21 protein-coding genes are annotated in these 24,273 nt (G+C 64.8%); 13 read left to right on the forward strand and 8 right to left on the reverse strand.

All coding sequences use genetic code 11. The features are described 5' to 3' along the window. Positions 1 to 3: 3 nt before the first annotated feature. Positions 4 to 1,680, reverse strand: coding sequence for a bifunctional protein tyrosine phosphatase family protein/NAD(P)/FAD-dependent oxidoreductase (locus J7359_RS04130; protein ID WP_209055259.1), 1,677 nt, complete (start codon positions 1,678 to 1,680; stop codon positions 4 to 6). Positions 1,681 to 1,707: 27 nt separating this feature from the next. After that, the gene (locus J7359_RS04135; RefSeq protein WP_209055260.1) at positions 1,708 to 2,592 is read right to left on the reverse strand and encodes an MBL fold metallo-hydrolase; all 885 of its coding nucleotides are present in this window, start codon (positions 2,590 to 2,592) and stop codon (positions 1,708 to 1,710) included. Positions 2,593 to 2,792: 200 nt separating this feature from the next. Here J7359_RS04135 and J7359_RS04140 point away from each other — a divergent pair, with 200 nt between their 5' ends. Then, positions 2,793 to 4,244 (forward strand): TrkH family potassium uptake protein, encoded by a 1,452-nt coding sequence (locus J7359_RS04140; RefSeq protein ID WP_209055261.1) that lies wholly within the window; start codon positions 2,793 to 2,795, stop codon positions 4,242 to 4,244. Here the strand turns inward: J7359_RS04140 and J7359_RS04145 are convergent. Beyond that, positions 4,241 to 5,116 carry a helix-turn-helix domain-containing GNAT family N-acetyltransferase gene (locus J7359_RS04145; RefSeq protein ID WP_209055262.1) on the reverse strand — a complete coding sequence of 292 codons (876 nt, stop codon included), beginning with the start codon at positions 5,114 to 5,116 and terminating at the stop codon, positions 4,241 to 4,243. The genes J7359_RS04140 and J7359_RS04145 overlap by 4 nt on opposite strands. Before the next feature lie 63 nt (positions 5,117 to 5,179). Further along, positions 5,180 to 6,556: a peptidoglycan-binding domain-containing protein gene (locus J7359_RS04150; protein ID WP_209055263.1), complete on the reverse strand. Its 1,377-nt coding sequence runs from the start codon at positions 6,554 to 6,556 to the stop codon at positions 5,180 to 5,182. Between the two features lie 119 nt (positions 6,557 to 6,675). Between J7359_RS04150 and J7359_RS04155 the strand changes: the two genes are divergently transcribed. Genes J7359_RS04155 through glyS form a run of 3 tightly spaced genes read left to right on the forward strand, consistent with a single transcriptional unit; the run spans position 6,676 to position 10,366 of the window. Then, complete coding sequence (locus J7359_RS04155) at positions 6,676 to 7,599, forward strand: glycine--tRNA ligase subunit alpha (protein WP_209055264.1); 924 nt, start codon at positions 6,676 to 6,678, stop codon at positions 7,597 to 7,599. Next, entirely contained in the window at positions 7,596 to 8,075 is a 480-nt protein-coding gene (locus J7359_RS04160) for a DUF6446 family protein (RefSeq protein ID WP_209055265.1), read from the forward strand. Before J7359_RS04155 ends, J7359_RS04160 begins: the two co-directional genes overlap by 4 nt. After that, the gene (gene glyS, locus J7359_RS04165; protein ID WP_209055266.1) at positions 8,075 to 10,366 is read left to right on the forward strand and encodes a glycine--tRNA ligase subunit beta; all 2,292 of its coding nucleotides are present in this window, start codon (positions 8,075 to 8,077) and stop codon (positions 10,364 to 10,366) included. The genes J7359_RS04160 and glyS overlap by 1 nt, the downstream gene beginning before the upstream one ends. A gap of 102 nt (positions 10,367 to 10,468) precedes the next feature. On the opposite strand, the gene J7359_RS04170 is transcribed toward glyS, so the two are convergent. Beyond that, positions 10,469 to 11,395 (reverse strand): class I fructose-bisphosphate aldolase, encoded by a 927-nt coding sequence (locus tag J7359_RS04170; RefSeq protein WP_209055267.1) that lies wholly within the window; start codon positions 11,393 to 11,395, stop codon positions 10,469 to 10,471. Between the two features lie 221 nt (positions 11,396 to 11,616). On the opposite strand from J7359_RS04170, the gene J7359_RS04175 reads away from it, so the two are divergent. Further along, a complete protein-coding gene (locus tag J7359_RS04175; protein WP_209055268.1) occupies positions 11,617 to 12,066 on the forward strand; it encodes a hypothetical protein in 450 nt (149 codons plus the stop codon). A 118-nt stretch (positions 12,067 to 12,184) separates the two neighbouring features. Here J7359_RS04175 and J7359_RS04180 read toward each other — a convergent pair whose 3' ends face one another. After that, a complete protein-coding gene (locus tag J7359_RS04180; protein WP_209055269.1) occupies positions 12,185 to 13,378 on the reverse strand; it encodes a phosphoglycerate kinase in 1,194 nt (397 codons plus the stop codon). Between the two features lie 175 nt (positions 13,379 to 13,553). On the opposite strand from J7359_RS04180, the gene J7359_RS04185 reads away from it, so the two are divergent. The 7 genes from J7359_RS04185 (at position 13,554) to glmM (ending at position 21,411) form a co-directional block, all read left to right on the forward strand. Beyond that, positions 13,554 to 14,060: a peptidylprolyl isomerase gene (locus J7359_RS04185; RefSeq protein ID WP_209055270.1), complete on the forward strand. Its 507-nt coding sequence runs from the start codon at positions 13,554 to 13,556 to the stop codon at positions 14,058 to 14,060. Between the two features lie 94 nt (positions 14,061 to 14,154). After that, positions 14,155 to 14,652, forward strand: a complete 498-nt coding sequence (locus J7359_RS04190; RefSeq protein ID WP_247740190.1) for a peptidylprolyl isomerase — start codon at positions 14,155 to 14,157, stop codon at positions 14,650 to 14,652. A gap of 99 nt (positions 14,653 to 14,751) precedes the next feature. Then, positions 14,752 to 17,289 (forward strand): putative PEP-binding protein, encoded by a 2,538-nt coding sequence (locus tag J7359_RS04195; protein ID WP_209055272.1) that lies wholly within the window; start codon positions 14,752 to 14,754, stop codon positions 17,287 to 17,289. A 304-nt stretch (positions 17,290 to 17,593) separates the two neighbouring features. Then, positions 17,594 to 18,232 (forward strand): cell wall hydrolase, encoded by a 639-nt coding sequence (locus J7359_RS04200; RefSeq protein WP_247740166.1) that lies wholly within the window; start codon positions 17,594 to 17,596, stop codon positions 18,230 to 18,232. 47 nt (positions 18,233 to 18,279) lie between these two features. Then, the gene (locus J7359_RS04205) at positions 18,280 to 19,065 is read left to right on the forward strand and encodes a dihydroneopterin aldolase (RefSeq protein ID WP_209055273.1); all 786 of its coding nucleotides are present in this window, start codon (positions 18,280 to 18,282) and stop codon (positions 19,063 to 19,065) included. 13 nt (positions 19,066 to 19,078) lie between these two features. Continuing rightward, on the forward strand, positions 19,079 to 20,071 hold the full coding sequence (gene folP, locus J7359_RS04210) for a dihydropteroate synthase (RefSeq protein ID WP_209055274.1): 993 nt from the start codon (positions 19,079 to 19,081) through the stop codon (positions 20,069 to 20,071). Next, positions 20,068 to 21,411, forward strand: a complete 1,344-nt coding sequence (gene glmM, locus J7359_RS04215; protein ID WP_209055275.1) for a phosphoglucosamine mutase — start codon at positions 20,068 to 20,070, stop codon at positions 21,409 to 21,411. Before folP ends, glmM begins: the two co-directional genes overlap by 4 nt. A 39-nt stretch (positions 21,412 to 21,450) precedes the next feature. On the opposite strand, the gene J7359_RS04220 is transcribed toward glmM, so the two are convergent. After that, complete coding sequence (locus tag J7359_RS04220) at positions 21,451 to 22,581, reverse strand: FAD-dependent oxidoreductase (protein WP_209055276.1); 1,131 nt, start codon at positions 22,579 to 22,581, stop codon at positions 21,451 to 21,453. Positions 22,582 to 22,737: 156 nt separating this feature from the next. Further along, a complete protein-coding gene (gene dksA / locus J7359_RS04225; RefSeq protein ID WP_209055277.1) occupies positions 22,738 to 23,160 on the reverse strand; it encodes an RNA polymerase-binding protein DksA in 423 nt (140 codons plus the stop codon). 183 nt (positions 23,161 to 23,343) lie between these two features. Between dksA and J7359_RS04230 the strand changes: the two genes are divergently transcribed. Next, positions 23,344 to 24,186 carry a MoxR family ATPase gene (locus J7359_RS04230; RefSeq protein ID WP_209055278.1) on the forward strand — a complete coding sequence of 281 codons (843 nt, stop codon included), beginning with the start codon at positions 23,344 to 23,346 and terminating at the stop codon, positions 24,184 to 24,186. Positions 24,187 to 24,273 lie beyond the last annotated feature (87 nt).

Genomic DNA, 24,273 nt, shown 5'->3' on the forward strand with positions numbered 1-24,273 from the left:
CCCTCAGGCGTCCACGGCCAGCTTTTCGGGCTTGGCCATCCATTCATGGCCCTTCAGCATTCCGCGCCAATAGATCGGCGGCAGGATGCGTTCCTTCAGAAGCCACGCGGTTCGGGTCGGCCTTGTGCCGTCCACCAGCCACTTCGGAAATGATGGCAGCAGCTTGCCGCCATAGCCAAATTCGGCCAGCACGATCTTGCCGCGCTCGACCGTCAGGGGGCACGACCCATAGCCGTCATATTGCGCCGTTGCCGATCGCCCGGCGATGTCGGCCGCGATATTTTCGGCGACGACCGGCGCCTGCTTGCGCGCCGCCGCCGCCGTCTTGGCGTTCGGCGCGTTCATCACGTCACCCAGCGACCAGATATTGTCCCATTGCGTGTGACGCAGCGTGGCCTGATCGACATCGACCCAGCCGGCCTGATCTGCCAACGGCGAGACGCGGATGAAGTCGGGTGCAGTCTGCGGGGGGCAGACATGGATCATGTCGAAATCCATCTCGACGGTGCTGGGTTCGGTGTCCGGTGCCTTGACCTCGAACGTGGCGCGCCTGCCCGGTCCGTCGATGGCCACCAGGTTGTGAAAGAAGTCCAGCGACGCGTCGTATTTCCGGACATACTCCATCAGTGCCGGGACATATTCCTTGACCCCGAACAGCACGCCGCCGGCATTGCAGAAATGCACGTCGATATCCTTCAGCGCGCCTGCCCTGTGCCAGGCGTCGCAGGACAGATACATGGCCTTCTGCGGCGCGCCTGCGCATTTGATCGGCATCGGCGGCTGGGTAAAGATCGCCCGTCCCCGCCGGGTTTTCTGCACCAGCTCCCATGTGTAGGAGGCCAGATCATAGCGATAGTTCGAGGTGACACCGTTGCGACCCAGTGTCTCGACCAGCCCCTCGACCTTGTGCCAGTCCAGCTTCAGTCCCGGACAGACGACCAGCCTGCGGTATTTCACGACCCGGCACCCATCCAGCAGCACGGCGCTGTCCCTGGGTTCGAACGCCGCGACGGCGGCCTTGATCCAGCGCACCCCCTTGGGGATCAGCCCGCCCATCACCTTGGCGGTTTCCTGCGGTTGGAAGATCCCGCCGCCGACCATGGTCCAGCCCGGCTGATAGTAATGCACGTCGGCCGGTTCGATGATCGCGATGGACTGATCCTTCACCCGACCCAAAAGGCTGGCAGCGACCGCGATCCCCGCAGCGCCGCCGCCCACGATGACGATGTCGAAACTGGCGTCGCCGGTGTCGGTCGGCGTGCGGCCGCCATTGACGATGCGCCGCACGACGCCGCCGATGTCGTGGCCTGCGCCCTTTGCAGCGGCAAGAAGATCGGCCGGCTGTCGGCGGTCGGCCTGTGACAGCGCCCACAGCGTCGCGCTGCGCATCCCGCTGCGGCAATAGGCCAGCACCGGACCGGGCATTTCGTCCAGGGCAGATCCGAATTCCACCGCCGATTCGTCGCTGACCTTGCCTGACACGACCGGCAGATAGCGCGCCTCGATTCCCTCGGCACGGGCTGCCTGCTCGATTTCTTCGAAGCCCGGCTGATCGCCGGATTCGCCATCGGGCCGGTTGCAGATGATCGCCCTTATGCCTTGCGCCTTCAGCGCGGGAATATCGGACACGGCGATCTGGGGGGCGACATAGACGCCCCCGTCGAGTTGGCGAAGTTCCATTGCGCGTTCCTTTCCTCCCTGTTTGTCTCAGAGACCGTTGACCGGCACTTTCAGCATCGGTCTGCCATCCTTGTCCTTGGGGACTTCGCCCGCACGCATGTTGACCTGCAGGGACGGGATGATCAGCTTGGGCATGTCCAGGGTCGCATCCCGTTCGGTGCGGAACTTGACGAATTCCTCTTTCGTCTTGCCGCCGCCGACATGGATGTTGTTGGCCTTTTCCTCGCCCACCGTGGTTTCCCACTGGATGTCGCGCCCGTTCGGACCATAGTCGTGGCACATGAACAGCCGCATGTCGTCGGGCAGCGAAAGCACCTTCTGAATGCTGTCATACAGAATACCGGCGTCACCACCGGGAAAATCCGCCCGCGCCGATCCGCCATCGGGCATGAACAACGTGTCTCCCACGAAGGCCGCGTCACCGATCACATGGGTCATGCAGGCAGGCGTGTGACCCGGCGTATGCATGGCGAATGCCTTCATGCCGCCGATCATGTAGGTATCGCCGTCCTTGAACAGCGCGTCGAACTGGCTGCCGTCGCGCTGGAATTCGGTTCCCTCGTTGAAGATCTTGCCGAATGTGTCCTGCACGATCAGGATATTCTCGCCGATGCCGACCTTGCCGCCCAGACGATCCTGAATATAGGGCGCGGCGGACAGGTGGTCGGCATGGACATGGGTCTCGATGATCCATTCCAGCGTCAGTCCACGCTTCGTCACCTCGGCGATCAGCGCATCGGCGTGTTCATAGGTGATCCGCCCGGCGGCATAGTCGATATCCATCACGGAATCGACGATCGCGCAGGCATCCGAAGCCGGATCCTTGACGATATAGCTGATCGTGTTGGTAGCCGGATCGAAATGCGCACTGACATCCGGGTGAACGGACATATCGGCCGGATAGTCGGTCATGGCAGGCCTCTCTTTCTTGCTCGGGCGCGTAGCGCCTGAATGCACGGTTCCGGGATCGCGGCATGGCGCCCCGTCTCGACCCGATATTCATATTCAATGTTCAATATGTCAAGATCAGACTGACCGAGACAGGGTGTCGCAGCGCGGACTTGCCAAGATGGGCGCTTGACGCAGGCAAGGACGCGCGGCAAGCAGTCGCCATGATAGACCTGCGCCCGGTAGTCCATCCGATCGGAAAGATCGTCGTCGCTCTGGGCGCGGGGATGGCCTTGCCGATGGCTGTTGACTGGTGGCACGGAAACCCGCACTGGGCCGTTTTCCTGCAAACCGGTGTCCTGACCGTCGTGATCGGACTGCTGATGACGGTCGCCACGCGCGGGCGGCATGAATCGCTGAATATTCAGCAGGCCTTTCTGATCACGTCGGGCCTGTGGATGGTGCTGCCCGTGTTCGGCGCCCTGCCCTTCATCCTGGGCGAACCGCAGGCATCCATTCCGGACGCGTATTTCGAGGCGATGTCCGGGGTCACGACGACCGGTACCACGGCGTTTCCTGACCTGGACGGCCTGCCCATGGGAACCCATCTTTGGCGGGCGATCCTGCAATGGTCCGGCGGTCTGGGAATCGTCGTCGTTGCGATGGTGTTCCTGCCGGTGATGAAGGTCGGCGGCATGCAGTTCTTCCGGTCGGAAGGCTTCGACACGCTTGGCAAGGTGCTGCCGCGCGCAGGAGAAATCGCGGGCGAGATGACCCGCATCTATATCCTGCTGACCGCCGCCTGCATCCTGACCTATATCGTTCTGGGCATGTCGGGATTCGACGCCGTCGTGCACGCGCTGACGACATGTTCCACCGGGGGGTTCTCGAACTATGACGCCAGCTTCGGGGCCTATCTGGGCGCCCCGGAATGGGCGGCATCTGTGTTCATGGTCCTGGCCTCGATCCCGTTCATCCGGATGGTCCAGGCGATGCGCGGCAATTTCGTGCCGATCTGGCAGGACACCCAGATCCGGGCCTATCTGCGCTGGATCTTCTATGCCTGTGCGATCATCGTCGTCTATCGGCTGCTTTACATGCATCAGGACATGCATCCGGTCGAAGTCGTGCGCGAGACGGTTTTCAACACCATCTCGACCTTCTCGGGCACCGGCTTCGCGTCGACCGACATGCTGGCCTGGGGGCATCTGCCCTTTGCGCTGCTGATCGTCTGCGGGCTGATCGGCGGCTGCACGGGTTCGACCGGGTGTTCGGTCAAGGTGTTTCGCTATCTGGTGCTGTTCCAGGCGGTGCGCGCGCAGGTGCGTCGGATGCATTCGCCGCACCGCGTCTATCCGCTGCGCTACGAGGGGCGGCCGCTGGACAAGGACGTGGTCGATTCGGTCATGGCATTCTTCACGCTGTTCATGCTGTCCTTCGGGCTCTTGATCGTCGGCCTGTCGCTGACCGGCCTTCACCCCAAGACGGCGCTGACCGCGGCGTGGACAGCCATCGCAAATATCGGCCCCGCCTGGGGACCCGAGTTGACCGCGAATGGCTCGGTTGCCGAGTTCCCGACCTCGGCCAAGTGGATGATGATCTTCGGCATGTATCTGGGCAGGCTAGAACTGGTCTCGGTCCTGGTCCTGTTGCTGCCGCGATTCTGGCGCAGCTAAAGCCGCTTTTCGAAGAAGACATCGGGATAGGGATCGTCGTTGAACCGCTCGATCTGGATCCAGCCGCTGTGTCGATACATCGCGACCGCCTCGGGCAGCCGGCTGTTCGTGTCCAGAAGCAGACGGGTGACGCCCTGTGCGCGCGCCGCCGTCTCGATCGCGGCCATCAGGCGCCGCGCCAATCCAAGGCCGCGCGCGGCTGGCGCGACCCACACGCGCTTGACCTCGGCCGTGTCACCGCCATGCCCCTTCAGCCCGCCACATCCGACCGGCAGATCGTCGGACCACGCGATCAGGAAGACACCGCGTGGCGGCATCATGTCGCCCGCCTCGGGGTCACAGGACAGGGACACGTCGAAGCCCTGATCGAAGCGGCGCGCAAGCTCGTCATAATACCGGCCAAGACAATGCAGGGCCGCAGGAGCGCGCGGATCCTCGGGCTTCAGCTCGATCCGGTCGCGACCCAGCGCGGTCGCCACCAGATCCATCGCCGCAAGCAGGGCATCCGCGCGCTTGTTTCGGTCCAGCACGGCCCGCGCCTGTTCGTCGGACAACGCCTCGTAGGCTTTGAATTCGGCCTGCCCTGCGGATGTCAGGGTGACCACGCGCCGCCGGGCATCCTGTGGATCGGCACTCAGTTCGATCAACCCTTCGGATTCCAGGCTGCGCAGCAGCCTGCTCATCAACCCGGTATCAAGCCCCAGATAGTCGCGGATCTCTGCGACCTCGCGCCGTCCCTTGCCGGCTGCGTTCAGCACCCGCGCCGCGCCAAGCGGACGACCCCGCCCAAGGAACGACGCGTCCAGGGCCCCGACTTCAGTTGTGACGGCGCGGCTGAATCGGCGAAAACGCCGGATCGGATCGTCATGCATGGAAAGCCCCCGAACAAATTTAACTGACTGTAGTCAGCTAAATTCCCCGATCAATCAGAGATGTCAATCCGCTGTCTGGGTCGGTGTCGCGGGTGCGGTCGCCGCGGTGTCGTTCGCCGCCGGCGCAAAGCGGCTGAAACTGTCAGACAGCTCGGCCGCGATGCGCATCTGATCTTCTGCTTCGTTGGCGGGCCAGATCAGAACGAAACCCTCGGCGCGGCCGTCGCGGACCCAGCCTTCTGCCAGACTGCGATGGTTTTCGTTGGCGCCTTCCAGCAGGACATGGCCCCGCTCGATGGTGCGTTCGGGTTGCGGCACCCAGCCAAGTGCCGTCACCAGCCCTGACAGGTCCAGCAGCTCCTGCTGACCGCCGGGCTGGCTGAACAGGATCAGCGCCGCGCCCGAGCCGTCCTTCGGCCCATAGATCGACAACGCCCGCTCTGCCCGGTCGAACTGCAGCTTGTCCATCGGCGCGTTGACCGAAAGTCCGGTCGCCTCATCCCGCAGCGTGCTGAGACCCATCTCGCGCCGCCAGTCCTCGCGACGCTCGATCAACTTCTGCATCGCCGTGCCCTCGTCCGGCGAGACCCGCAATGCTGCCACCTCGCGTGCGATCGCATCGCGGGTCACCGGCCCTGACTTGCCGTCGATCGCGCCATCATACCGGCCCGCCCAACGCAGGGCCCGCTGCACCTGATCCAGCGGCGGCATGGTGGCGGGCTGATCCGGCGCAGCCGGCAGATCGGGTGTCTCGCCCGGTTCGATCGCCGTCCCCATCTCGGCTGCATCCGAGGCGAAAGCGTCGCGCGGCAGATCGCCGCTGGCCTTGAACGCCCCAAGCCAACCCTGTGCCGCGGCAGGTTCCAACGGGCCAAGCGCGACCGAAAACCAGCCGCCGGGCAACGACCACAGCCCGGCATCGGGAAATTTCTCGCGCCATGTCTGCAACGCGGCCTCGGCATCCGTTCGCGATTGCAGCGATTGCAGGCGGATATAGCTTCCGGGCGGCGCAACATCGGCTTGGACGGTTACCTCTTCCGGGGACGCCGTTTCGGGCTCGGAATCGTCCTGCGCCGCTCCATCGGTCGCCTCTTCGGCCTCGGCTTCGGATACGGCTTCTTCACCCTCGCCTTCGAACGGCGTCAGCGCGACCGATCCGCCCGGCAAAGCCACGAAGCTGTCTTGCGGGATCTGTCGCGACGCCTTGAGGGCCGCCAGACGTGCCTCGGCCTCGTCGGGGCTCAGCGGTCCCAGACCGATCGCCACCCAGCCGCGCGGCAGCGGAAACGTCACGACGTCGTCGAACTGCGCGCCCCAGGTTGCCGCCGCCTGTGCGGCCGCATCGCCGCCGCGCTTCGCCTCGATCCGGATCACCGCGTCCTGCGCGAACCCCGCGACCGGCAAGACCGCCGCCAGCACCATGACACCCAAACGCCGCATTCCGCACTCCTTCCCGGCCCTGTCCGCCGGTCCTGCCCAGTGGGCCTTTATTGACCCTGTCCGATGCCGCGCCTAGAAGGCGCGAAAGCTTTGCCTGATCTACGCAAAAGGATGGCCCGATGACCAGCCCCAACCGACCCCGCAGCTTTCAGGAGATTATCCTGCGCCTGCAGACCTACTGGGCGGGTCAGGGCTGCGCGGTGCTGCAACCCTATGACATGGAAGTGGGCGCCGGCACGTTTCATCCGGCCACGACCCTGCGCGCGCTTGGCGGCAAAAGCTGGGCTGCGGCCTATGTCCAGCCGTCGCGCCGGCCCACCGATGGCCGCTACGGCGACAATCCCAACCGACTGCAGCACTATTATCAGTACCAGGTCATCATCAAGCCCAGCCCCGAGAACCTGCAAGAGCTGTATCTGGGCAGCCTGCGCGCCATCGGTCTGGACCCGATGATCCACGACGTGCGCTTTGTCGAGGATGACTGGGAAAGCCCGACGCTTGGCGCCTGGGGCCTGGGATGGGAGGTCTGGTGCGACGGGATGGAAGTCAGCCAGTTCACCTATTTCCAGCAGGTCGGCGGCCACGATTGCAAACCGGTCTCGGGCGAGCTGACCTACGGGCTTGAACGACTGGCAATGTATGTGCTGGGGGCCGAACATGTGATGGACATGCCCTTCAACGACCCCGACGCGGCCATTCCGCTCAGCTATGGTGACATCTTTCGCCAGACCGAACAGGAATATTCGCGCTGGAACTTCGATCAGGCCGACACCGACACGCTGTTTCAGCATTTCAAGGATGCCGAGGCCGAATGTGCCCGGATCATCGCCGCCGCGGACACCGACAGCGCCGGCCGGCGCATCCCGATGGCGCATCCGGCCTATGATCAGTGCATCAAGGCCAGCCACATCTTCAACCTGCTGGACGCGCGCGGCGTCATCAGCGTGACCGAGCGGCAGGCCTATATCGGCCGCGTCCGTGCGCTGGCGAAATCCTGTGCGGACCTGTTCCTGACCACCGATGCCGCAGGGGCGACGGCGTGAACTGGGGCAAGATCGCCACGATCGCGCTGGTGCTGGCATCCGTCGCGGCGGGGGCCGGGGTCTGGTATGCGCAGGAATACGGCTTCTATGACCGGATCGAGGATGGCAGCCCGGAATCGGTCGTGCTGATCCAAACATCGGACGGGCCGGTCCGGCTGGACATGATCGGCTTCGACGGGATCGACGCCGACAGCTCGCCCATCCGTTGGCGCGCCTGTTTCCGCATCGAGGGCGAATGGCCCGACGACGCGGTGCCCTTCGACGGTGCCACGCCACTGAACGGCCCGAACTGGTTCGATTGCTATGACGCCGCGCAGATCGGCGCCGACCTGGAACGCGGCGCCGCACGCGCCGTCCTCAGCCAGTCCGAGATTCGGCCCGATGTGGACCGCGTTCTTGCGGTCTATCCCGACGGCCGCGCCTATGGCTGGCACCAATTCAACGACAAGACCCCGGAACGCGGAGTGATGGACTGATGCCCGATTTGCTGATCGAACTCTTCAGCGAGGAAATCCCCGCCCGCATGCAGGCCCGCGCCGCCGACGACCTGAAGCGGCTGATCACCGATGGGTTGGTCGAGGCCGGTCTGACCTATGCAAGCGCGGGCGCGTTCAGCACCCCGCGCCGGCTGACGCTGGCGGTCGAGGGGCTGACGGCAGGCAGCCCCACCACGCGCGAGGAACGCAAGGGTCCGCGCACCGACGCGCCAGAAAAGGCGCTGGAAGGGTTTCTGCGGTCCACCGGGCTGAGCCGGGATCAGCTTGAGGCCCGCGACGACAAGAAGGGCCAGGTCTGGTTCGCCACCATCGAAAAACCCGGCCGCCCCGCCGCCGAAATCGTGGCCAAGGTTCTGGACGGCACGATCCGCAACTTCCCCTGGCCCAAATCCATGCGCTGGGGCACGGGCGCCCTGCGCTGGGTCCGCCCGCTGCATTCGATCCTGTGCATCCTCAGCGACGAAACCGGCGCGACCGTCGTGCCACTGACGGTCGAGGGCATCACCGCAGGCGACAGCACCCGCGGGCATCGCTTCATGGCGCCGGATGCCTTCACCGTGATCGGATTCGATGATTACGCCGCCAGGCTGCGCCGCGCCCGTGTCATGCTGGACCCCGCGGAACGGCGCGAGGCGATCCGCAGCCAGGCCGACAACCTTGCCTTCGCGCGGGGCTGGGAAATTGTCGCGGATGACGGTTTGCTGTCCGAGGTCGCGGGCCTTGTCGAATGGCCGGTGCCGCTGATGGGCGTGATCGAGGACCGATTTCTGGACCTGCCGCCCGAGGTGCTGCAGACATCGATGAAGGAACACCAGAAATTCTTCTCGGCCCGCAACCCGAAAACCGGGCGGATCGAAGGCTTTGTCACCGTCGCCAACATCGAAACACAGGATGACGGCGCGACGATCCTGGCCGGCAACCAGCGCGTGCTGGCCGCCCGCCTGTCGGATGCCGCCTTCTTCTGGGAAAACGACCTGCGCGAGGCGAAATCGGGCATGGAGGCCTGGGCCGAGGGCCTGAAATCCGTGACCTTCCACAACAAGCTGGGTTCGCAGGCCGACCGCATCGCCCGCATCGCCGCGCTTTCCCGCGAGATCGCGCCATTGGTCGGCGCCGATCCCGATCAGGCCGAACAGGCCGCGAAGCTGGCCAAGCTGGACCTGCGCAGCGCCATGGTCGGCGAGTTTCCGGAACTGCAGGGGATCATGGGCCGCTACTATGCGCTGGCTGCGGGCGAGCCGGAGGCGGTGGCAGACGCCGCCCGCGACCATTACTCGCCGCTTGGGCCTTCGGACACGGTGCCCACCGCCCCGGTGTCGGTCGCCGTGGCTCTGGCCGACAAGATCGACACGCTGACCGGGTTCTGGGCGATTGACGAAAAGCCCACGGGGTCGAAGGATCCGTTCGCTCTGCGGCGGGCGGCGCTGGGGGTTATTCGATTGGTGCTGGGGAATGGCGTGCGGATTGAAGTGAGTGGTCTCATAGCTGCTCAACTTATCCGTAACGCGCAGGTTGCTTTCGGCCCATTGGGCGCGTTGGTGGCACGAGAAGCTGCACGCGGATTTGGAGCTTGGCTCGATGCCAAGGGAGTCAAGTCAGCAGTGTTCGATGAGGTTTCTGTCCATGCATCGTCTCGCGCTGAGGTTTTCGACGCTGGGTTTGACAAGTATGAAGATCGTGAGTTCGATGACGCGTGCGGGGCTGCAAACGCTGATCATCTTGCCCTTGTGCTCACCGAAGCCTGTCCAGACCTCCTCGCCTTCCTCCACGACCGCCTGAAGGTCCACCTTCGCGACCAGGGCATCCGCCACGACATCATCGACGCCGTCCTTGCCCAGCCCGGCAATGACGATCTGGTGCAGGTCGTCAATCGCGCCACCGCGCTGAACGACATGCTGGCGACCGAGGATGGCAAGAACCTGACCCAGGGCCTCAAACGCGCCAGCAATATCCTGTCGCAGGCCGAGGAAAAGGACGGCGTCGAATACAGCTTCGGTGCGGATGTGAAATTCGCGGAAACCGACGAGGAACGTGCCCTGTTCGCCGCGCTGGACACCGCCGAACCGGCGATCAGGAAAGCCATGGCCGCTGAGGATTTCCCCGCCGCGATGGCCGCCATCGCCGGTCTGTGCGCGCCCATCGACGCCTTCTTCGATGCGGTTCAGGTCAACAGCGACAACCAGATCCTGCGCCGCAACCGTCTGAACCTGCTGTCGCGGATCCGCGATGCCGGCCGCCAGATCGCGGATTTCGGTCGGATTCAGGACTGACGGGCTGAAAAACACCCCCGTCGGGCACGCGGAAGACAAAACCCGCGCCGTCAGGCGCTGATCGTGCCGCGCCGCCTTTTGGCGGCGCGTCCATATGGTAGATCAGGCGCCCTTGTAGATCTCGACCAGCTTGGCCAGCATGTCCAGCGCATCCTCGCGCGACCGCTGGAAGCTGTTGCGCCCGATGATCGATCCGTTGCCGCCGCCGTCGCGGATCGCCCGCGCGTCGTCATAGACCGCGTCCGCACCCTTGGCCGCCCCACCCGAAAACACCACGATCCGGCGCCCGCCGAAGCTTGCGTCCATGCAGTGCCGCACGCGGGCGGCTTGGGTCGCGATGTCGATGGGCTTGTCCTCATAGACCTTCTTGGCCTCGGGCAGCATCAGGTGGTCGGTGGACAGCTTGATCTTGATGATATGGGCGCCGATCAGCGCCGCGATCTGGGCCGCATAGGCCGCGATGTCGATGGCAGTTTCACCGTCCTTGGTGATCGCCTCGCCGCGCGGATAGGACCAGATCACCGTCGCCACGCCCTTGGCGGCAGCCTCGCGGCGCATCTCGACGATCTCTTCGAACATGTCCAGCGCCATGTCCGACCCCGGATAGATGGTAAAGCCGATCGCTGCGCAGCCAAGCCGCAGCGCGTCATCGACGCTGGCGGTGATCGCCTGGTTCTTGCCCGCCGTGTTCGACATCAGGCTGTTGGCGCTGTTCACCTTGAGGATCGTCGGGATCTGGCCGGCAAAGCTGTCGGCACCGGCCTCGATCATTCCCAGCGGCGCGGCATAGGCGTTCAGCCCCGCGTCGATCGCCAGCTGATAGTGGTAATGCGGATCATAGCCTGCCGGGTTCGGGGCAAAGCTGCGCGCCGGGCCATGCTCGAACCCCTGGTCGACGGGCAGGATGATCATCTTGCCGGTTCCAGCCAGCTTGCCGGTCATCAGCATCCGCGCAAGCTGCGCCTTCACCCCCGGCGTCTCGCCCTCGTAATTGGCCAGAATCCGCCGCACCGTATCGGTCATCTGCATGGAAAACGTCTCCTCTTTGTTGGCGTTTCCATAGCACGCACATGGCCGGTGACAACGCTGTTGACGCTAACAAAACCCCCGCATCTTCCACCGCTTGCGGAATCCGCCCACCGCCTTCATCCGCGTCCGGCGATTCATAAAACCTTAACCATTAATGAATCGTCTGAAGCGGATTTTATCTGCATAGCTGAATATGAGGGCTTATTTTGAAAGGAGTTATGATGATTACCAATTCGTCCCTCGGGCATTTCCAACTGCCTTTGTTCGGCCTTCAGGCGAACGCTTCGGCGACCGATATCGGCGCCGATCAGCGCAGCATATTCCTGCGGCCGATCACCGCCAGCGGCGAAACCACCGAACTGCCCGCAGCCGAGGTCGTCCAACCCGGCGAAAAGAAGACGGCACCGATGGCCTTCGACAAATGGATGGACACGGTGCTGATCTACCGGAACGCCGCGCTGCGCAACGAAGCCCGCAAGGCCGAGGCTGATGGCGCGTCCCCGGTGCCGCCCCCGGCTGGTCCCGGCGGCGATCAGGCCACGATCGAACCGCCCACTCCGGCGGAAAGCGCAGCGGCCGCAGACGGCGAAGACGCGCCTTCGCAGGGCGACGGGACAGCGGATCCGCAGCCAGGCGGCAATGGGGGATTGTTGCAGCGGTTGCTTGGCTGAACCGAGGCACGGACATGAACAAGGGGCGGATAATGCCGCCCCTTTCTTGTCTTCGCGATAATGCCGCCCCTTTCTTGTCTTCGCACTGATCGCGCGCGGCAGCGAACCGGCGCGGCGGTCAGTCGTGCAGGGCCGCGACGCCGGGCAGTTCCTTTCCTTCCATCCATTCAAGAAAGGCACCGCCGGCCGTCGAGATGAACGTGAAGTCTGCCGCCGCACCCGCCTTGTTCAGCGCCGCAACGGTGTCACCGCCGCCAGCGACCGAAATCAGCCCGTGTTCACGGGTCAGGCGCGCGGCCTCTTGCGCGGCGGCGTTGGTCGCGCGATCGAAGGGTTCGATCTCGAACGCCCCCAGCGGCCCGTTCCAGATCAGGGTCTTGCAGATTTCCATGGCACCTTTCAGCGCCTCGACCGTGTCGGGTCCGGCGTCCAGGATCATCGCATCGGCGGGGCACTGGTCGACCGGCAGCACCTCGTTTGCGGCGCCTGCCTTGAATTCCCGTGCCACCACGATGTCCAGCGGCAGGTGGATCGCACATCCGCCGGCTTCGGCCTTCTCCATGATCGCCCGTGCGGTGTCCGCCATGTCGCGTTCGGCCAGCGATTTGCCGACCTCGACGCCCTTGGCCACCAGGAAGGTGTTGGCCATTCCGCCGCCGATCACCAGATGATCGACCTTCTCGACCAGGTTCATCAACAGGTCCAGTTTGGTCGAGACCTTGGCCCCGCCCACCACGGCCATGACCGGACGCTGCGGCGTTCCAAGCGCGGCGTCCAGCGCCTTCAGTTCGGCCTCCATCAACCGCCCTGCCCCCGAAGGCAGCAGCCGTGCCAGACCCTCGGTCGAAGCATGAGCGCGATGCGCAGCCGAAAATGCATCGTTGATATACGCGCCCCCAAGCGCGGCCATCGAGGCGGCGAACGTCGGATCGTTCTGTTCCTCACCCGCGTGGAAGCGGGTATTTTCCAACAATGCGACATCGCCCGGCTGCAACCCGGCGACCGCACGCTTGGCCGGTCCGCCGATGCAGTCATCGGCGAAAACCACATCCTGCCCCAGCGCCTGTTCCAGCGCAGGCACGATCTGCTTCAGGCTCATGCTGTCGACGCGCTTGCCCTTGGGGCGGTCGAAATGCGCCAGCAGCACCGGAATGCCGCCTTTTTCCTGGATATCCTTGACGGTGGGCACGATCTTTTCGATCCGGGTCGCATCGGTGACGCGGCCATCCTCGACCGGCACGTTCACGTCCACGCGTGTCAGGACGACTTTCCCGTCCAGATCCATGTCGTCGATTGTCTTGAACTGGGCCATGTCGCGTCCTTTTCCGGCTGTTGGGCGTCGCCTCGCGCTTGTCCCGCATGCCGCACGCGGCGTCAACTGCCGCCGCGGCCTGACGCGGGCGTGATCCCGCCGTGACGCGGTTGCGCGTTGCCCTTGGACGCAAGAGCACCTAGACCTTGGCCAAAACGTGGCAAAGGAGGGCCGCATGGCCGAGATCAAGGATCCCGAGAACACCATCATCATCGAACTGAAGGACGGCCCCGTCGTGGTCGAACTGCTGTCCGACGTCGCGCCGAAGCATGCCGAGCGGATGAAGCAGCTTGCCCGCGCAGGCAAATACGACAACGTCGCCTTTCACCGGGTGATCGACGGCTTCATGGCGCAGACCGGCGATGTGGAACACGCCAACATGGAAAAGGACTACAATCCGGGCCGCGCCGGCACCGGCGGGTCCGATCTGCCCGATCTGCCGGCCGAATTCTCGAAGCTGCCGCATGATCGCGGCACGTTGGGTGCGGCGCGATCGCAGAACCCCAGCAGCGCCAACAGCCAGTTCTTCATCAACTTCAAGGACAACCATTTCCTGAACGGCCAGTACACGGTCTATGGCCGCGTCGTCGAAGGGATGGAGCATGTGGACAAGATCATGCGCGGCGAACCGCCCGCGAATCCGGACCGGATGATTTCGGTCAAGGTGGCCGCCGATGCGTAATCTGGCCCTGATCCCCGCATTCCTGGCGCTGGGTACCGGCGCGGCATTCGCCCAGGTTGCAGCGCCGCAGCACGAGGACGGCCCCGGCCCGAACATGGTCATCCAGATCGCCGACGCCGAAGGCAACGACAAGGGCACCATCACGCTGGACCTGTTGGCCGACAAGGCCCCGCAGCATGTCGAACGCCTTGTCGAACTGGCAGGGACCGGCGCCTATGACGGTGTGGTGTTCCACCGTGTCATCGACGGGTTCATGGCGCAGACGGGCGACGTTCAGCACGGCAAGCAGGGCGGCGATACGTCGATGGCCGGCGCCGGCGGATCCGACATGCCGGACCTGCCGGCCGAGTTCAGTGATGTGTCATTCCAGGCCGGCACCGTCGGCATGGCCCGCGCGCAGGACCCCAACAGCGCCAACAGCCAGTTCTTCATCGACCTGGCCCCGGCCACGTTCCTTGACGGGCAGTATACCGTGGTCGGTCAGCTGATCGACGGCTGGGATGTGCTGACCGCGATCAAGAAGGGCGATTCCGCACAGAACGGCGCGGTCACGGCACCCGACTATATGGCGAAGGTCACCATCGCCGAATAAACCGCTGCTTCGGCTGCGAAAAAGACAAGTCGAAGGGGCCCCTTGCGGGGCCTTTTCGCACTTGCGGCGTGACGGTGCGCGCGCCTATCCTGCGCCACCATGGATATCAGCAACCCACGCGACGTTACCGAAATCACCCCATCGGCGCGAATCGACACATCGCGTCATGGCTGGCGCGCGAAATGTCTGCAAAGGCTGATCCGCATGGACCTGCCGGTGCCGCGCAGCCACGCGATATCAGGCGATGGGGTGCAGGCGATCGCGGCCGGCCAGGCGGTGCCCATCGATGCGTTCACGGGTCTGTTCGACAGCCGTGACGGGCTGGTCAGCGTTCGGCCTTCGGCCATCACCCCCGAATGGGGCGGTCCGGGAACGGTGCTGAATGTCGGGATCAACGACAGGATCCATGCCCGTCTTGCGGCACGGATCGGCCCGGAGAACGCGGATGCCATCTATCTGAATTTCGTGCAAAGCTATGCGATCCACATCGCCCGACTTGACCCCGACATGTTCGCGCAAGAGGGCAAGGGCGCCTTGGCGGACGCCTTGCGTTGCTATTGCGACGAGATGGACGAGGAATTCCCGCAAGACCCGTATCTGCAACTGGCAGGCGTCCTGAGATCCATGGCCCGCGCATGGGAGGGTCCGACCGCGCGGCTTCTGCGGCAGGCCAAGGGCGCGCCTGCGGATGCGCCGCTGGGACTGGTCGTGCAGGAAATGGCGCTGGCAATGGGGCCCGGTCTCTCGGGTTCGGGCAGCATCCAGTTCATCGATTCGGTGACTGGGACACCCCGTGTCACCGGGCGGTTTCGCGGTCAGCACCATGGAGGCGCGGTCGGTCGCGACGCCGAGACGCTGTATCTGACGCGTGATCAGCGCGGCCCCTCGCTGGAGGAAGTCGCACCTGGCATCTTCGCCGATCTGGTCCGTTTCGGGGTCGCGGCGCGCGAACGCCTGCGCGAGGAAATGCAGATCGAATTCGTCGTGACCGAGGGGCGCATATCGATCATCGACGCAGTTCGCGTCCAGCGCAGTTCCCGTGCCAGCGTGCGGATCGCCGTGGCGCTGGCCCGCGACGGGGTGATCCCCGAAGACGAGGCGGTGATGCGTGTCGAACCCCGCGCCCTGACCGACCTGCTGCACCATCAGGTCGACCCTCGGGCACCGCGGGATCTGATCACGCGCGGCATCAATGCCAGTCCGGGTGCGGCCACAGGGCGGATCGTCTTCAATGCGGCGACGGCCCAAGCCTCGGCGTCGCGGGGTGAACCCTGCGTGCTGGTCCGCCGCGAAACCGTTCCCGAGGATATTCGCGGCATGCACGCGTCGGTCGCCGTGCTGACCGAACGTGGCGGCACCACCAGCCACGCGGCGGTGATCGCCCGCGGGCTTGGCCTGCCCTGCATCGTCGGCGCATCGGGGCTGGTGATCGACAGCCGTCGCCGGACCTTGCAGGCGGGTGGGCGGACATTCCGCGAGGGCGAGGAAATCACCATCGACGGCACATCCGGCGAGGTGCTGGCGGGGGCCGCGACCTTGCTTGAACCGGCGCTGGACGATGCGTTCACGCAATTGCTGGAATGGGCGGACGCGGCCGGTGGCATCGGCGTGCGCGCCAATGCCGACACCCCCGAGGACGCACGCACCGCACGCAATTTCAGTGCGCAGGGCATCGGTCTGTGCCGCACCGAGCACATGTTCTTCGACGCCGACCGCCTGCCCGCCATGCGAGAGATGATCTTTGCGGACACGCCCGAAGACCGGCGTCTTTCGCTGGAACGTATCCTGCCGATGCAGCGCAAGGACTTTACCGCGCTGTTCGAGATCATGGCGGGCCTGCCTGTCACGATCCGGCTGTTCGACCCGCCACTGCACGAGTTTCTGCCCCATGATCGCGAGGGGCTGCGCGAACTTGCGGAATCGCTGGACCTGCCCCTGTCGGATGTGACGCGGCGCGTGGATGCCCTGTCCGAGTTCAACCCGATGCTGGGCATGCGCGGTGTCCGACTGGGGATTACGGTGCCCGAGATCTATGACATGCAGGCCCGGGCGATCTTCGAGGCCACGGTCGAAGCCAGCCGCAAGGGCGATCCGGTCGTGCCCGAGATCATGATCCCGCTGGTCAGCGCCATGCGCGAGGTCGAACTTGTCAAGAACCGCGTCGATGCGGTGGCAGCGGCAGTGCGGAACGAACGGCACAGCAGCTTCACCTATCGCCTTGGGGTGATGGTCGAAACCCCGCGCGCGGCGCTGCGCGCAGGCGACATCGCCGCGCATTCGGCGTTCCTGTCCTTCGGCACGAATGACCTGACGCAGATGACCTACGGTCTGTCCCGCGATGACGCAGGACGCTTCATGGGCACCTATGTCGGACAGGGCGTATATGCCGAAGACCCGTTCCACGTCCTTGACCGCGACGGTGTGGGCGAGTTGCTGTTGACGGGCGCGCAACGTGCGCGCCAGCAAAGTCCGGGCATCACGATTTCGGTCTGCGGCGAACATGGCGGCAATCCCGAATCGATCGGCTTCTGCCACGAGGCCGGTTTCGACTATGTCTCGTGCTCGCCATTCAGGGTGCCGGTCGCGCGCCTTGCCGCAGCACAATCGGCGATCCGGGCGCGGCGCGAAGAACGCTAGTCAGCCGTGACCTGCGATTCGCTGATCCAGCCCGGAAAAACAACTTCAAGTTGTTGATTTTCGGTCCGAAACGGTCCTTTCCAAACCGCACCTTGCCGTTTCTCGCCGGTTGGGCGGGAACGGCTCGGCAGAAAACCGCCGGAAAACTGGTTAACGCTGGGTTAGCCGGGTCTGTCTCATCGACAGCGTGGAATTCTCGTTCCTGAAAATCCTAGACATCTCGCTGATCTTGGTTCCGGGCCACCTGCTCGCGGTCGCGGTGCCATTCACCACCTGTCAACGAGATCCGTTTATAGGACCAAACATGAAAACGCTGCTTTCGCGGCTGGCGCTGATCTGCCTCAGCACCGCCGCTGCCACCATTGCCATCACGAACAGCGCCTCTGCCGGGGGGAACGGGTCGCTGTTTTCGACCGATGCCCAGATGTTCGCCGCCGCGTCGAATCCGATGGATCTGCCGCGACCGAAACCGCTTCTATACACGGGTGCCGAACCTGTGAAGATCGAAAACGGACCCGAGCAGGTGTTTCTTGCCCGCTCGACCCCGCGCTACTCGAACGAGGATCTGGGGTGCCTTGCCGAGGCGCTGTATCACGAGGCGCGCGGAGAGGGCAGCAAGGGCCAGGCCGCCGTCGCCGAGGTGATCCTGAACCGCGTGGACAGCCGCGCCTTCCCGCCGACGGTCTGCGGCGTGGTGAACCAGCCCAGCCAGTTCAGCTATACGATCGGCGGGCGCAAGGCGATCCGCAACAAGGCGGCCTATATGCGGGCTCGTGCGATCGCCGAGGCAGCACTGTCGGGGGCACCCCGCGTGCTGACCAGTGGCGCGACCTATTTCCACACCCCTGCGGTTCGCCCGGCATGGTCGCATCGCTTCCAGCGGACGGTCCAGATCGGACGCCACATCTTCTATCGCCGCGGCCAGCGCGTCGCATCGAACTGATCCAACTCGGGCTTGTCAGTCACCTTTTTTTGAGGTGAATGACTTTCATGGAAAAGCCCGACCGCATTCATCTGCGTGATCACGTCTTGTCGACCGAGATCGGTGCGTTTCAATCGGAACGCGGCCGAGTCCAGCGGCTGAGATTCGCAATCAGCGTCGATCTGGCCGATGCCGTCAGCGGATCGGACGATCAGGTCGATCGCATCCTGTCTTATGATGTGCTGACCCAGGCCGTGGATACGGCGCTTTCGGACCGCAGATATGCGCTTGTCGAGACATTGGCCGAAAGGATCGCGGCCGAGATTCTGGCACATCCCGCAGCGGCCCGCGCCGAGGTCAGCGTCGAGAAACTGGATCGCGGTCCGGGTGCGCTTGGCATCACCATCAGCCGCGATGCCCCCCGCGTGGCAGCGACGCCCCCGGACCTGCCCTGCGAGTTGCTGGTCTGGTGCGCACCGACAGAGGTGCCGCGGGGTGCCGTCGTCATCCTGCCCGCCATCCACGACCCTGCCCCGCCGTCCACCAGCATCGCGCGCCGCCGTATCGCCCTGCTGACGCTGGATCAGGCGGCATGGGCCTTGGCCGAGCGGACCGGGCTTGAGATCGCCGAAACCCGCACAGAGCTTGACGCTGCCATCCACGATCGCCGCCCGGTGATATGGGCGCCCGCGCGGCTTGCAGCCGACGATGCCGCCGCCGGCGAGACGGCGGAACCCCTTGCCTTCTGGCTGGCCACGCGGATGTCGGTTCGGCGGATCGTCTTCTCACTGGCGGAATCCGATCCGCTGCCCGTGGCGCCGGATGGGCTGGCCGTCACGATCTGCCGCGCATGATCCAAGTTGTCCGATGACTGAAGAACGTCCCTATTTTCGTCCCGTTCCGTCGCCCCATGGTGGTCGCTGGCCGCTGGCCGGGGGATCGGTGCGATTTTCACATCTTGAGCGGCTGCGGCGCGGCCACGCGCCACAGATCGTCGATGAGGCGCCGGCCAAGGTGATTGCCGCGCTGACGGCGCCGCGTCGCCCGTTGCTGGGTCTGACGCTGGACCGACCGCGGCTTATGGGAATCGTGAACGCGACGCCGGACAGCTTTTCGGATGGCGGCGCGTATGATCCGCTTGCGCAAGCTGCGTCGCTTGCGGACGCTGGCGCGGATATTCTGGATATCGGCGGGGAATCCACCCGCCCCGGCGCGGTCGAGGTGTCGGTGGCCGACGAAATCGCCCGCATCAGTCCCGTCATACGCGCGCTTGCCGGGCGGACACCGGTTTCCGTGGACACGCGCAAGGCCCAAGTTGCGCGCGCCGCGCTGGCGGACGGCGCGATGATGGTCAACGACGTCTCTGGCTTCGACTTCGATCCTGGCCTTGCGGGCGTGGTCGCGGCGGCCAATGTGCCGGTCTGCCTGATGCATGCCCAGGGCCTGCCCCAGACGATGCAGGACGATCCGCGCTATGACGACGTTCTCTTGGACATCTACGACGCGTTGCAGGCGCGGATCACGCGCGCCGAAAGCTTTGGCATCGATCGGTCACAAATCGTGATCGATCCGGGCATCGGTTTCGGAAAGACGCTGGCGCATAATCTGGCGATCTTGCGGCGGATCTCGCTGTATCACGGTTTGGGATGTCCGATCCTTCTGGGCGTGTCGCGAAAGCGGTTCATAGGAACTGTCAGTGGGGCCGAGACCGCCGCAGACCGGTCGCCCGGAACCCTTGCTCTGACGCTGGCCGCGGTGGCGCAGGGCGTGCAGCTGCATCGGGTCCACGACGTGGCCGAGATCGCGCAGGGATTGCGGCTTTGGCAGGCCGTCAACAAGAATGACGAGGCACAGGAATGAGCAGAAAGCTTTTCGGAACAGACGGCGTACGCGGGCGCGCGAACAGCCATCCGATGACGGCGGAAATGGCATTGAGGCTGGGTGCCGCGGCAGGGCGCTTCTTTCGCCGCGACGGGCGCAATCGCCATCGCGTGGTGATCGGCAAGGACACCAGGCTGTCGGGCTACATGCTAGAAAACGCACTGACGGCGGGTCTGACCAGCACCGGCATGAACGTGCTGCTGCTGGGGCCGGTGCCGACGCCGGCGGTCGGCTATCTGACCCGGTCGATGCGGGCGGATCTGGGCATCATGATCTCGGCCAGTCACAACCCGGCCGAGGATAACGGCATCAAGTTCTTCGGCCCTGACGGTTTCAAGCTGTCCGATCATGCCGAGACCGAAATCGAGGCGATCGTCGAAGGACAGATTGACCCGGCCCAGCCCCGCAATATCGGCCGCGCCAAGCGGATCGACGACGGGCGCGGCCGGTATGTCGAGTATGCCAAGACGACGTTCCCCGCCGGTCAGCGGCTGGACGGGCTGAAGGTTGTTGTAGACTGCGCCAACGGCGCGGCCTATCGCGCCGCCCCCGAGGTCTTGTGGGAACTGGGTGCCGATGTGATCCCCTTGGGGGTCGAGCCGGACGGTTTCAACATCAATGACGGCGTCGGATCGACCCATCCCGGCGCCTGCGCGGCGGCGGTGCTGGAACACGGCGCCCATCTGGGCATCAGCCTGGATGGCGATGCCGACCGGGTCGTGATCATCGACGAGACGGGCCGGCTGGCCGATGGCGACCAGATCATGGCGCTGCTGGCGGCGCGATGGGCGGCGCAGGGGCGACTGAAGGGCGATGCGCTGGTCGCAACCGTGATGTCCAATCTTGGCCTCGAACATTTCCTGCATGGGCGCGGCTTGCGGCTGGAGCGGACCCGCGTCGGAGATCGCTATGTGGTCGAACGCATGCGCGAGGCAGGGTTCAACCTTGGCGGCGAGCAGTCGGGACATATCGTGATGACCGATTATGCCACCACCGGCGACGGGCTGATCGCGGCGATGCAGTTCCTGGCCGCGATGTCCGACACCGGCATGAAGGCCAGCCAACTGGCCAGCCAGTTCGATCCGGTCCCGCAACTGCTGAAGAATGTCCGCTACGCCGCCGGGGCGGACCCGCTCTCGGCCGACGCGGTCCAGGCGGTGATCGCCGACGCCGAACTGCGGCTGGCCGGTTCGGGCCGGGTGCTGATCCGCAAATCGGGAACCGAGCCGCTGATCCGCGTCATGGCCGAGGCCGAGGACGAGACGGTACTGCACGAGGTCGTCGACGGCATCGTCGCGGCGGTCGAACAGGCCGCCTGATCCGCGCCGGGTCCATCATTGGGCCAGTATTCGCATGGATCAGCCCGGCGCCGAGACCGGATCATGGTCATAGATCCAGTCGAATCGCGATATCAGCCGGGCGGGTGCCAGCCGTCCGGCCAACCGCAGCGCCGCGTGGGCGACAAGCCGCCTGGATCCCGTCAGATGATAGTTTCGCGCGTTGGCGTTCGCGGCCTCGACCACGCGGATGGCGCGCGGCCTGCGCAGCGCTTGGAACCTGATCAGCGCGGCGGCCTGATCGGTCCCGACGTTCAGGCAGGCTGCCAGGGTCCACGCATCCTCGATGGCCAAGGCCGCGCCCTGCGCCATGAACGGTAGGGTCGGATGGGCCGCGTCACCGATCAGGACGCATCTGCCGTCCTGCCAGACCGGCGCGACCGGATGGCGGAACAAACCCCAGACATGAACCTTGTCCACCGCCGCAAGCCAGCGCGGCACAGCCCCCCCGAAGCCTGCGAATGCCGCCCGCAGATTGGCCGGATCGTCGGCATGCGACCAGCCTTCCGCTTGCCAGTCATGCCGTTCCTGCACCGCGACGATATTGCGTCTGCCTTCGGCCAGCGGATAGCTGACCAGATGTCGGCGCGGACCCATGAAGATGTCCGCCACCGGGTCCGGGTTGTCATCGGGAATGACGGCGCGCCACGCGGTCTGATGGGTGAAGAAGGGAACTTCCCGACCGTTCAGATGGCGGCGGATCACGCTGTGCAGCCCGTCCGCACCAACGACCAGCGCGGCGTCCGGAGGCTCGGATACAGGGGTGTCCAGAAGAATGCGAACACCGGCCCGGCGCGCGGCGGCCTCCAGCACCGCAATCAGTCGCGCCCGATGGACAAGCCGGAACTGCGCCCGCGGACGATGCCCGACCAGATCCAGCCTGACGACCCCTGCCCCGGTCGCATCGCGCAGTTGGACCGCGCGGCTGCGCAAGGACACGGCTTCGACCGCCTGTTCCAGATCCAGCGCCTGCAGAACGCGCATGGCATTGGGCGAAAGCTGCAGCCCGGCCCCGACCTCCTCGATCGCGGGCGCACGTTCAAGCACGGTCACGCTGGCCCCGCGCCGGGTCAAGGCGATTGCCGTCGTCAACCCGCCGATCCCGGCACCGACAATGGTGACCGGCCTGCCCTGCAACGCACCGTGGTTCATCAGCGGGCCTCGTCGGTGCGACAATGGAAAGGCCCGCCGATCACACGGATCGACGGGCCATTTGCAAAGCCCGTGTCAGATGCTGCGGGCGTGGCGCGCTGTCTGTGGCACATGGCGTTCATCGTGTCGCGGCCGATCGGTTCGGTGGCCGATCACTCAGTCGTCGCGATGCACGCGTTCGCGCCGCTCGTGCCGTTCCTGCGCCTCCAGCGTCATGGTTGCGATCGGACGGGCGTCAAGACGTTTCAGGCTGATCGGCTCTCCGGTCATCTCGCAGTAACCGTATTCGCCGGTCTCGATGCGGCGCAGCGCGGCATCGATCTTGCTGACCAGCTTGCGCTGACGGTCGCGGGTCCGCAGTTCCAGCGCGCGGTCGGTTTCCTCGCTGGCGCGGTCGGCCAGGTCGGGCACTGCGCGGGCACTGTCCTGCAACCCTTCCAGCGTTTCTGCCGACTGGTCCAGCAATTCCTGTTTCCAGGCCTCCAGCTTCCGACGGAAATATTCCAGCTGCCGTTCGTTCATGAACGGCTCGTCCTCGGCGGGGCGGTAATCTTGGGGAAGGAAGGTCTGGGCTTTCATTTGTCCTCCGGCGGCGCCGGGCGGGATCTGAAATCCGGCACCTTGCGGCCCCATTAAAGGATGAAGTGAGGCTTGTCACTAGTCGATGAACCGCTATTTGTGCGATTGATACAGAACATGCGGCCGTGCGGCTCGCCGGTGACGTTAATCCCGGCAAGCTTTTCACGGGAAAGGAGAGTTTTCATGCAATTCACGGGTACAGACCAGTATGTCGCGCCGCCAGAGCTGGCCATTGCGGTCAATGCGGCCGTCACGCTGGAACGGCCGTTGCTGGTCAAGGGCGAACCCGGAACCGGCAAGACCGAGCTTGCCCGGCAGGTCGCGGCAAGCCTTGGCATGCCGATCATCGAATGGCATGTGAAATCAACGACCAAGGCGCAGCAGGGCCTGTATGAATATGACGCGGTCAGCAGGCTGCGCGACAGCCAGCTGGGGGATGAACGCGTCCATGACGTCGGAAACTATATCCGCAAGGGCAAGCTGTGGCAGGCCTTCGACGCCGAAACCCGCGTGGTTCTGCTGATCGACGAGATCGACAAGGCCGATATCGAGTTTCCGAACGATCTGCTTCAGGAACTGGACCGGATGGAGTTTCACGTTTACGAGACCGGCCAGACCGTGCGTGCGGCGCATCGTCCCGTCGTCGTCATCACCTCGAACAACGAAAAGGAACTGCCCGACGCATTTCTGCGACGCTGTTTCTTCCACTATATCCGGTTCCCCGATGCAGACACGCTGAAGGCCATCGTCGAAGTGCATCATCCCGGCCTGAAGCCGCGCCTGCTGGACGAGGCTTTGGGCCAGTTCTTCGAGATGCGAGAGGCGCCGGGACTGAAAAAGAAACCCTCGACCAGCGAGTTGCTGGACTGGCTCAAACTGATCCTGGCCGAGGATTTGTCGCCCGAGGATCTGAAGCGCGAGCCCGGCGAGATGCTGCCACGGCTGCACGGTGCGCTGCTGAAGAACGAACAGGATGTCGCATTGTTCGAAAAGCTGGCCTTCCTTGCGCGCCGCCAGGGCCGATAGCGGCGGCACCCACCTGTCTGGGGAAGCACGCAAGGCGTTTGCGGCGGATTGCCCATTGCCGCTGTGCCCGCCACGCGACTAGGCTGC

Source organism: Paracoccus sp. R12_2 (genome assembly GCF_017744015.1).
Taxonomy (GTDB): Bacteria; Pseudomonadota; Alphaproteobacteria; order Rhodobacterales; family Rhodobacteraceae; genus Paracoccus.

Bases quoted from the DNA above. Each gene is read 5' to 3' on its own strand.
- folP (WP_209055274.1), top strand. From the start codon at position 19,079: ATGACTGAAGAACGTCCCTATTTTCGTCCCGTTCCGTCGCCCCATGGT.
- J7359_RS04220 (WP_209055276.1), bottom strand. From the start codon at position 22,581: ATGAACCACGGTGCGTTGCAGGGCAGGCCGGTCACCATTGTCGGTGCC.
- J7359_RS04130 (WP_209055259.1), bottom strand. From the start codon at position 1,680: ATGGAACTTCGCCAACTCGACGGGGGCGTCTATGTCGCCCCCCAGATC.
- J7359_RS04140 (WP_209055261.1), top strand. From the start codon at position 2,793: ATGATAGACCTGCGCCCGGTAGTCCATCCGATCGGAAAGATCGTCGTC.
- glmM (WP_209055275.1), top strand. From the start codon at position 20,068: ATGAGCAGAAAGCTTTTCGGAACAGACGGCGTACGCGGGCGCGCGAAC.
- dksA (WP_209055277.1), bottom strand. From the start codon at position 23,160: ATGAAAGCCCAGACCTTCCTTCCCCAAGATTACCGCCCCGCCGAGGAC.
- J7359_RS04180 (WP_209055269.1), bottom strand. From the start codon at position 13,378: ATGGCCCAGTTCAAGACAATCGACGACATGGATCTGGACGGGAAAGTC.
- J7359_RS04200 (WP_247740166.1), top strand. From the start codon at position 17,594: ATGAAAACGCTGCTTTCGCGGCTGGCGCTGATCTGCCTCAGCACCGCC.
- J7359_RS04135 (WP_209055260.1), bottom strand. From the start codon at position 2,592: ATGACCGACTATCCGGCCGATATGTCCGTTCACCCGGATGTCAGTGCG.
- J7359_RS04155 (WP_209055264.1), top strand. From the start codon at position 6,676: ATGACCAGCCCCAACCGACCCCGCAGCTTTCAGGAGATTATCCTGCGC.
- J7359_RS04195 (WP_209055272.1), top strand. From the start codon at position 14,752: ATGGATATCAGCAACCCACGCGACGTTACCGAAATCACCCCATCGGCG.
- J7359_RS04205 (WP_209055273.1), top strand. From the start codon at position 18,280: ATGGAAAAGCCCGACCGCATTCATCTGCGTGATCACGTCTTGTCGACC.
- J7359_RS04190 (WP_247740190.1), top strand. From the start codon at position 14,155: ATGGTCATCCAGATCGCCGACGCCGAAGGCAACGACAAGGGCACCATC.
- J7359_RS04175 (WP_209055268.1), top strand. From the start codon at position 11,617: ATGATTACCAATTCGTCCCTCGGGCATTTCCAACTGCCTTTGTTCGGC.
- J7359_RS04185 (WP_209055270.1), top strand. From the start codon at position 13,554: ATGGCCGAGATCAAGGATCCCGAGAACACCATCATCATCGAACTGAAG.
- J7359_RS04230 (WP_209055278.1), top strand. From the start codon at position 23,344: ATGCAATTCACGGGTACAGACCAGTATGTCGCGCCGCCAGAGCTGGCC.
- glyS (WP_209055266.1), top strand. From the start codon at position 8,075: ATGCCCGATTTGCTGATCGAACTCTTCAGCGAGGAAATCCCCGCCCGC.
- J7359_RS04150 (WP_209055263.1), bottom strand. From the start codon at position 6,556: ATGCGGCGTTTGGGTGTCATGGTGCTGGCGGCGGTCTTGCCGGTCGCG.
- J7359_RS04145 (WP_209055262.1), bottom strand. From the start codon at position 5,116: ATGCATGACGATCCGATCCGGCGTTTTCGCCGATTCAGCCGCGCCGTC.
- J7359_RS04170 (WP_209055267.1), bottom strand. From the start codon at position 11,395: ATGCAGATGACCGATACGGTGCGGCGGATTCTGGCCAATTACGAGGGC.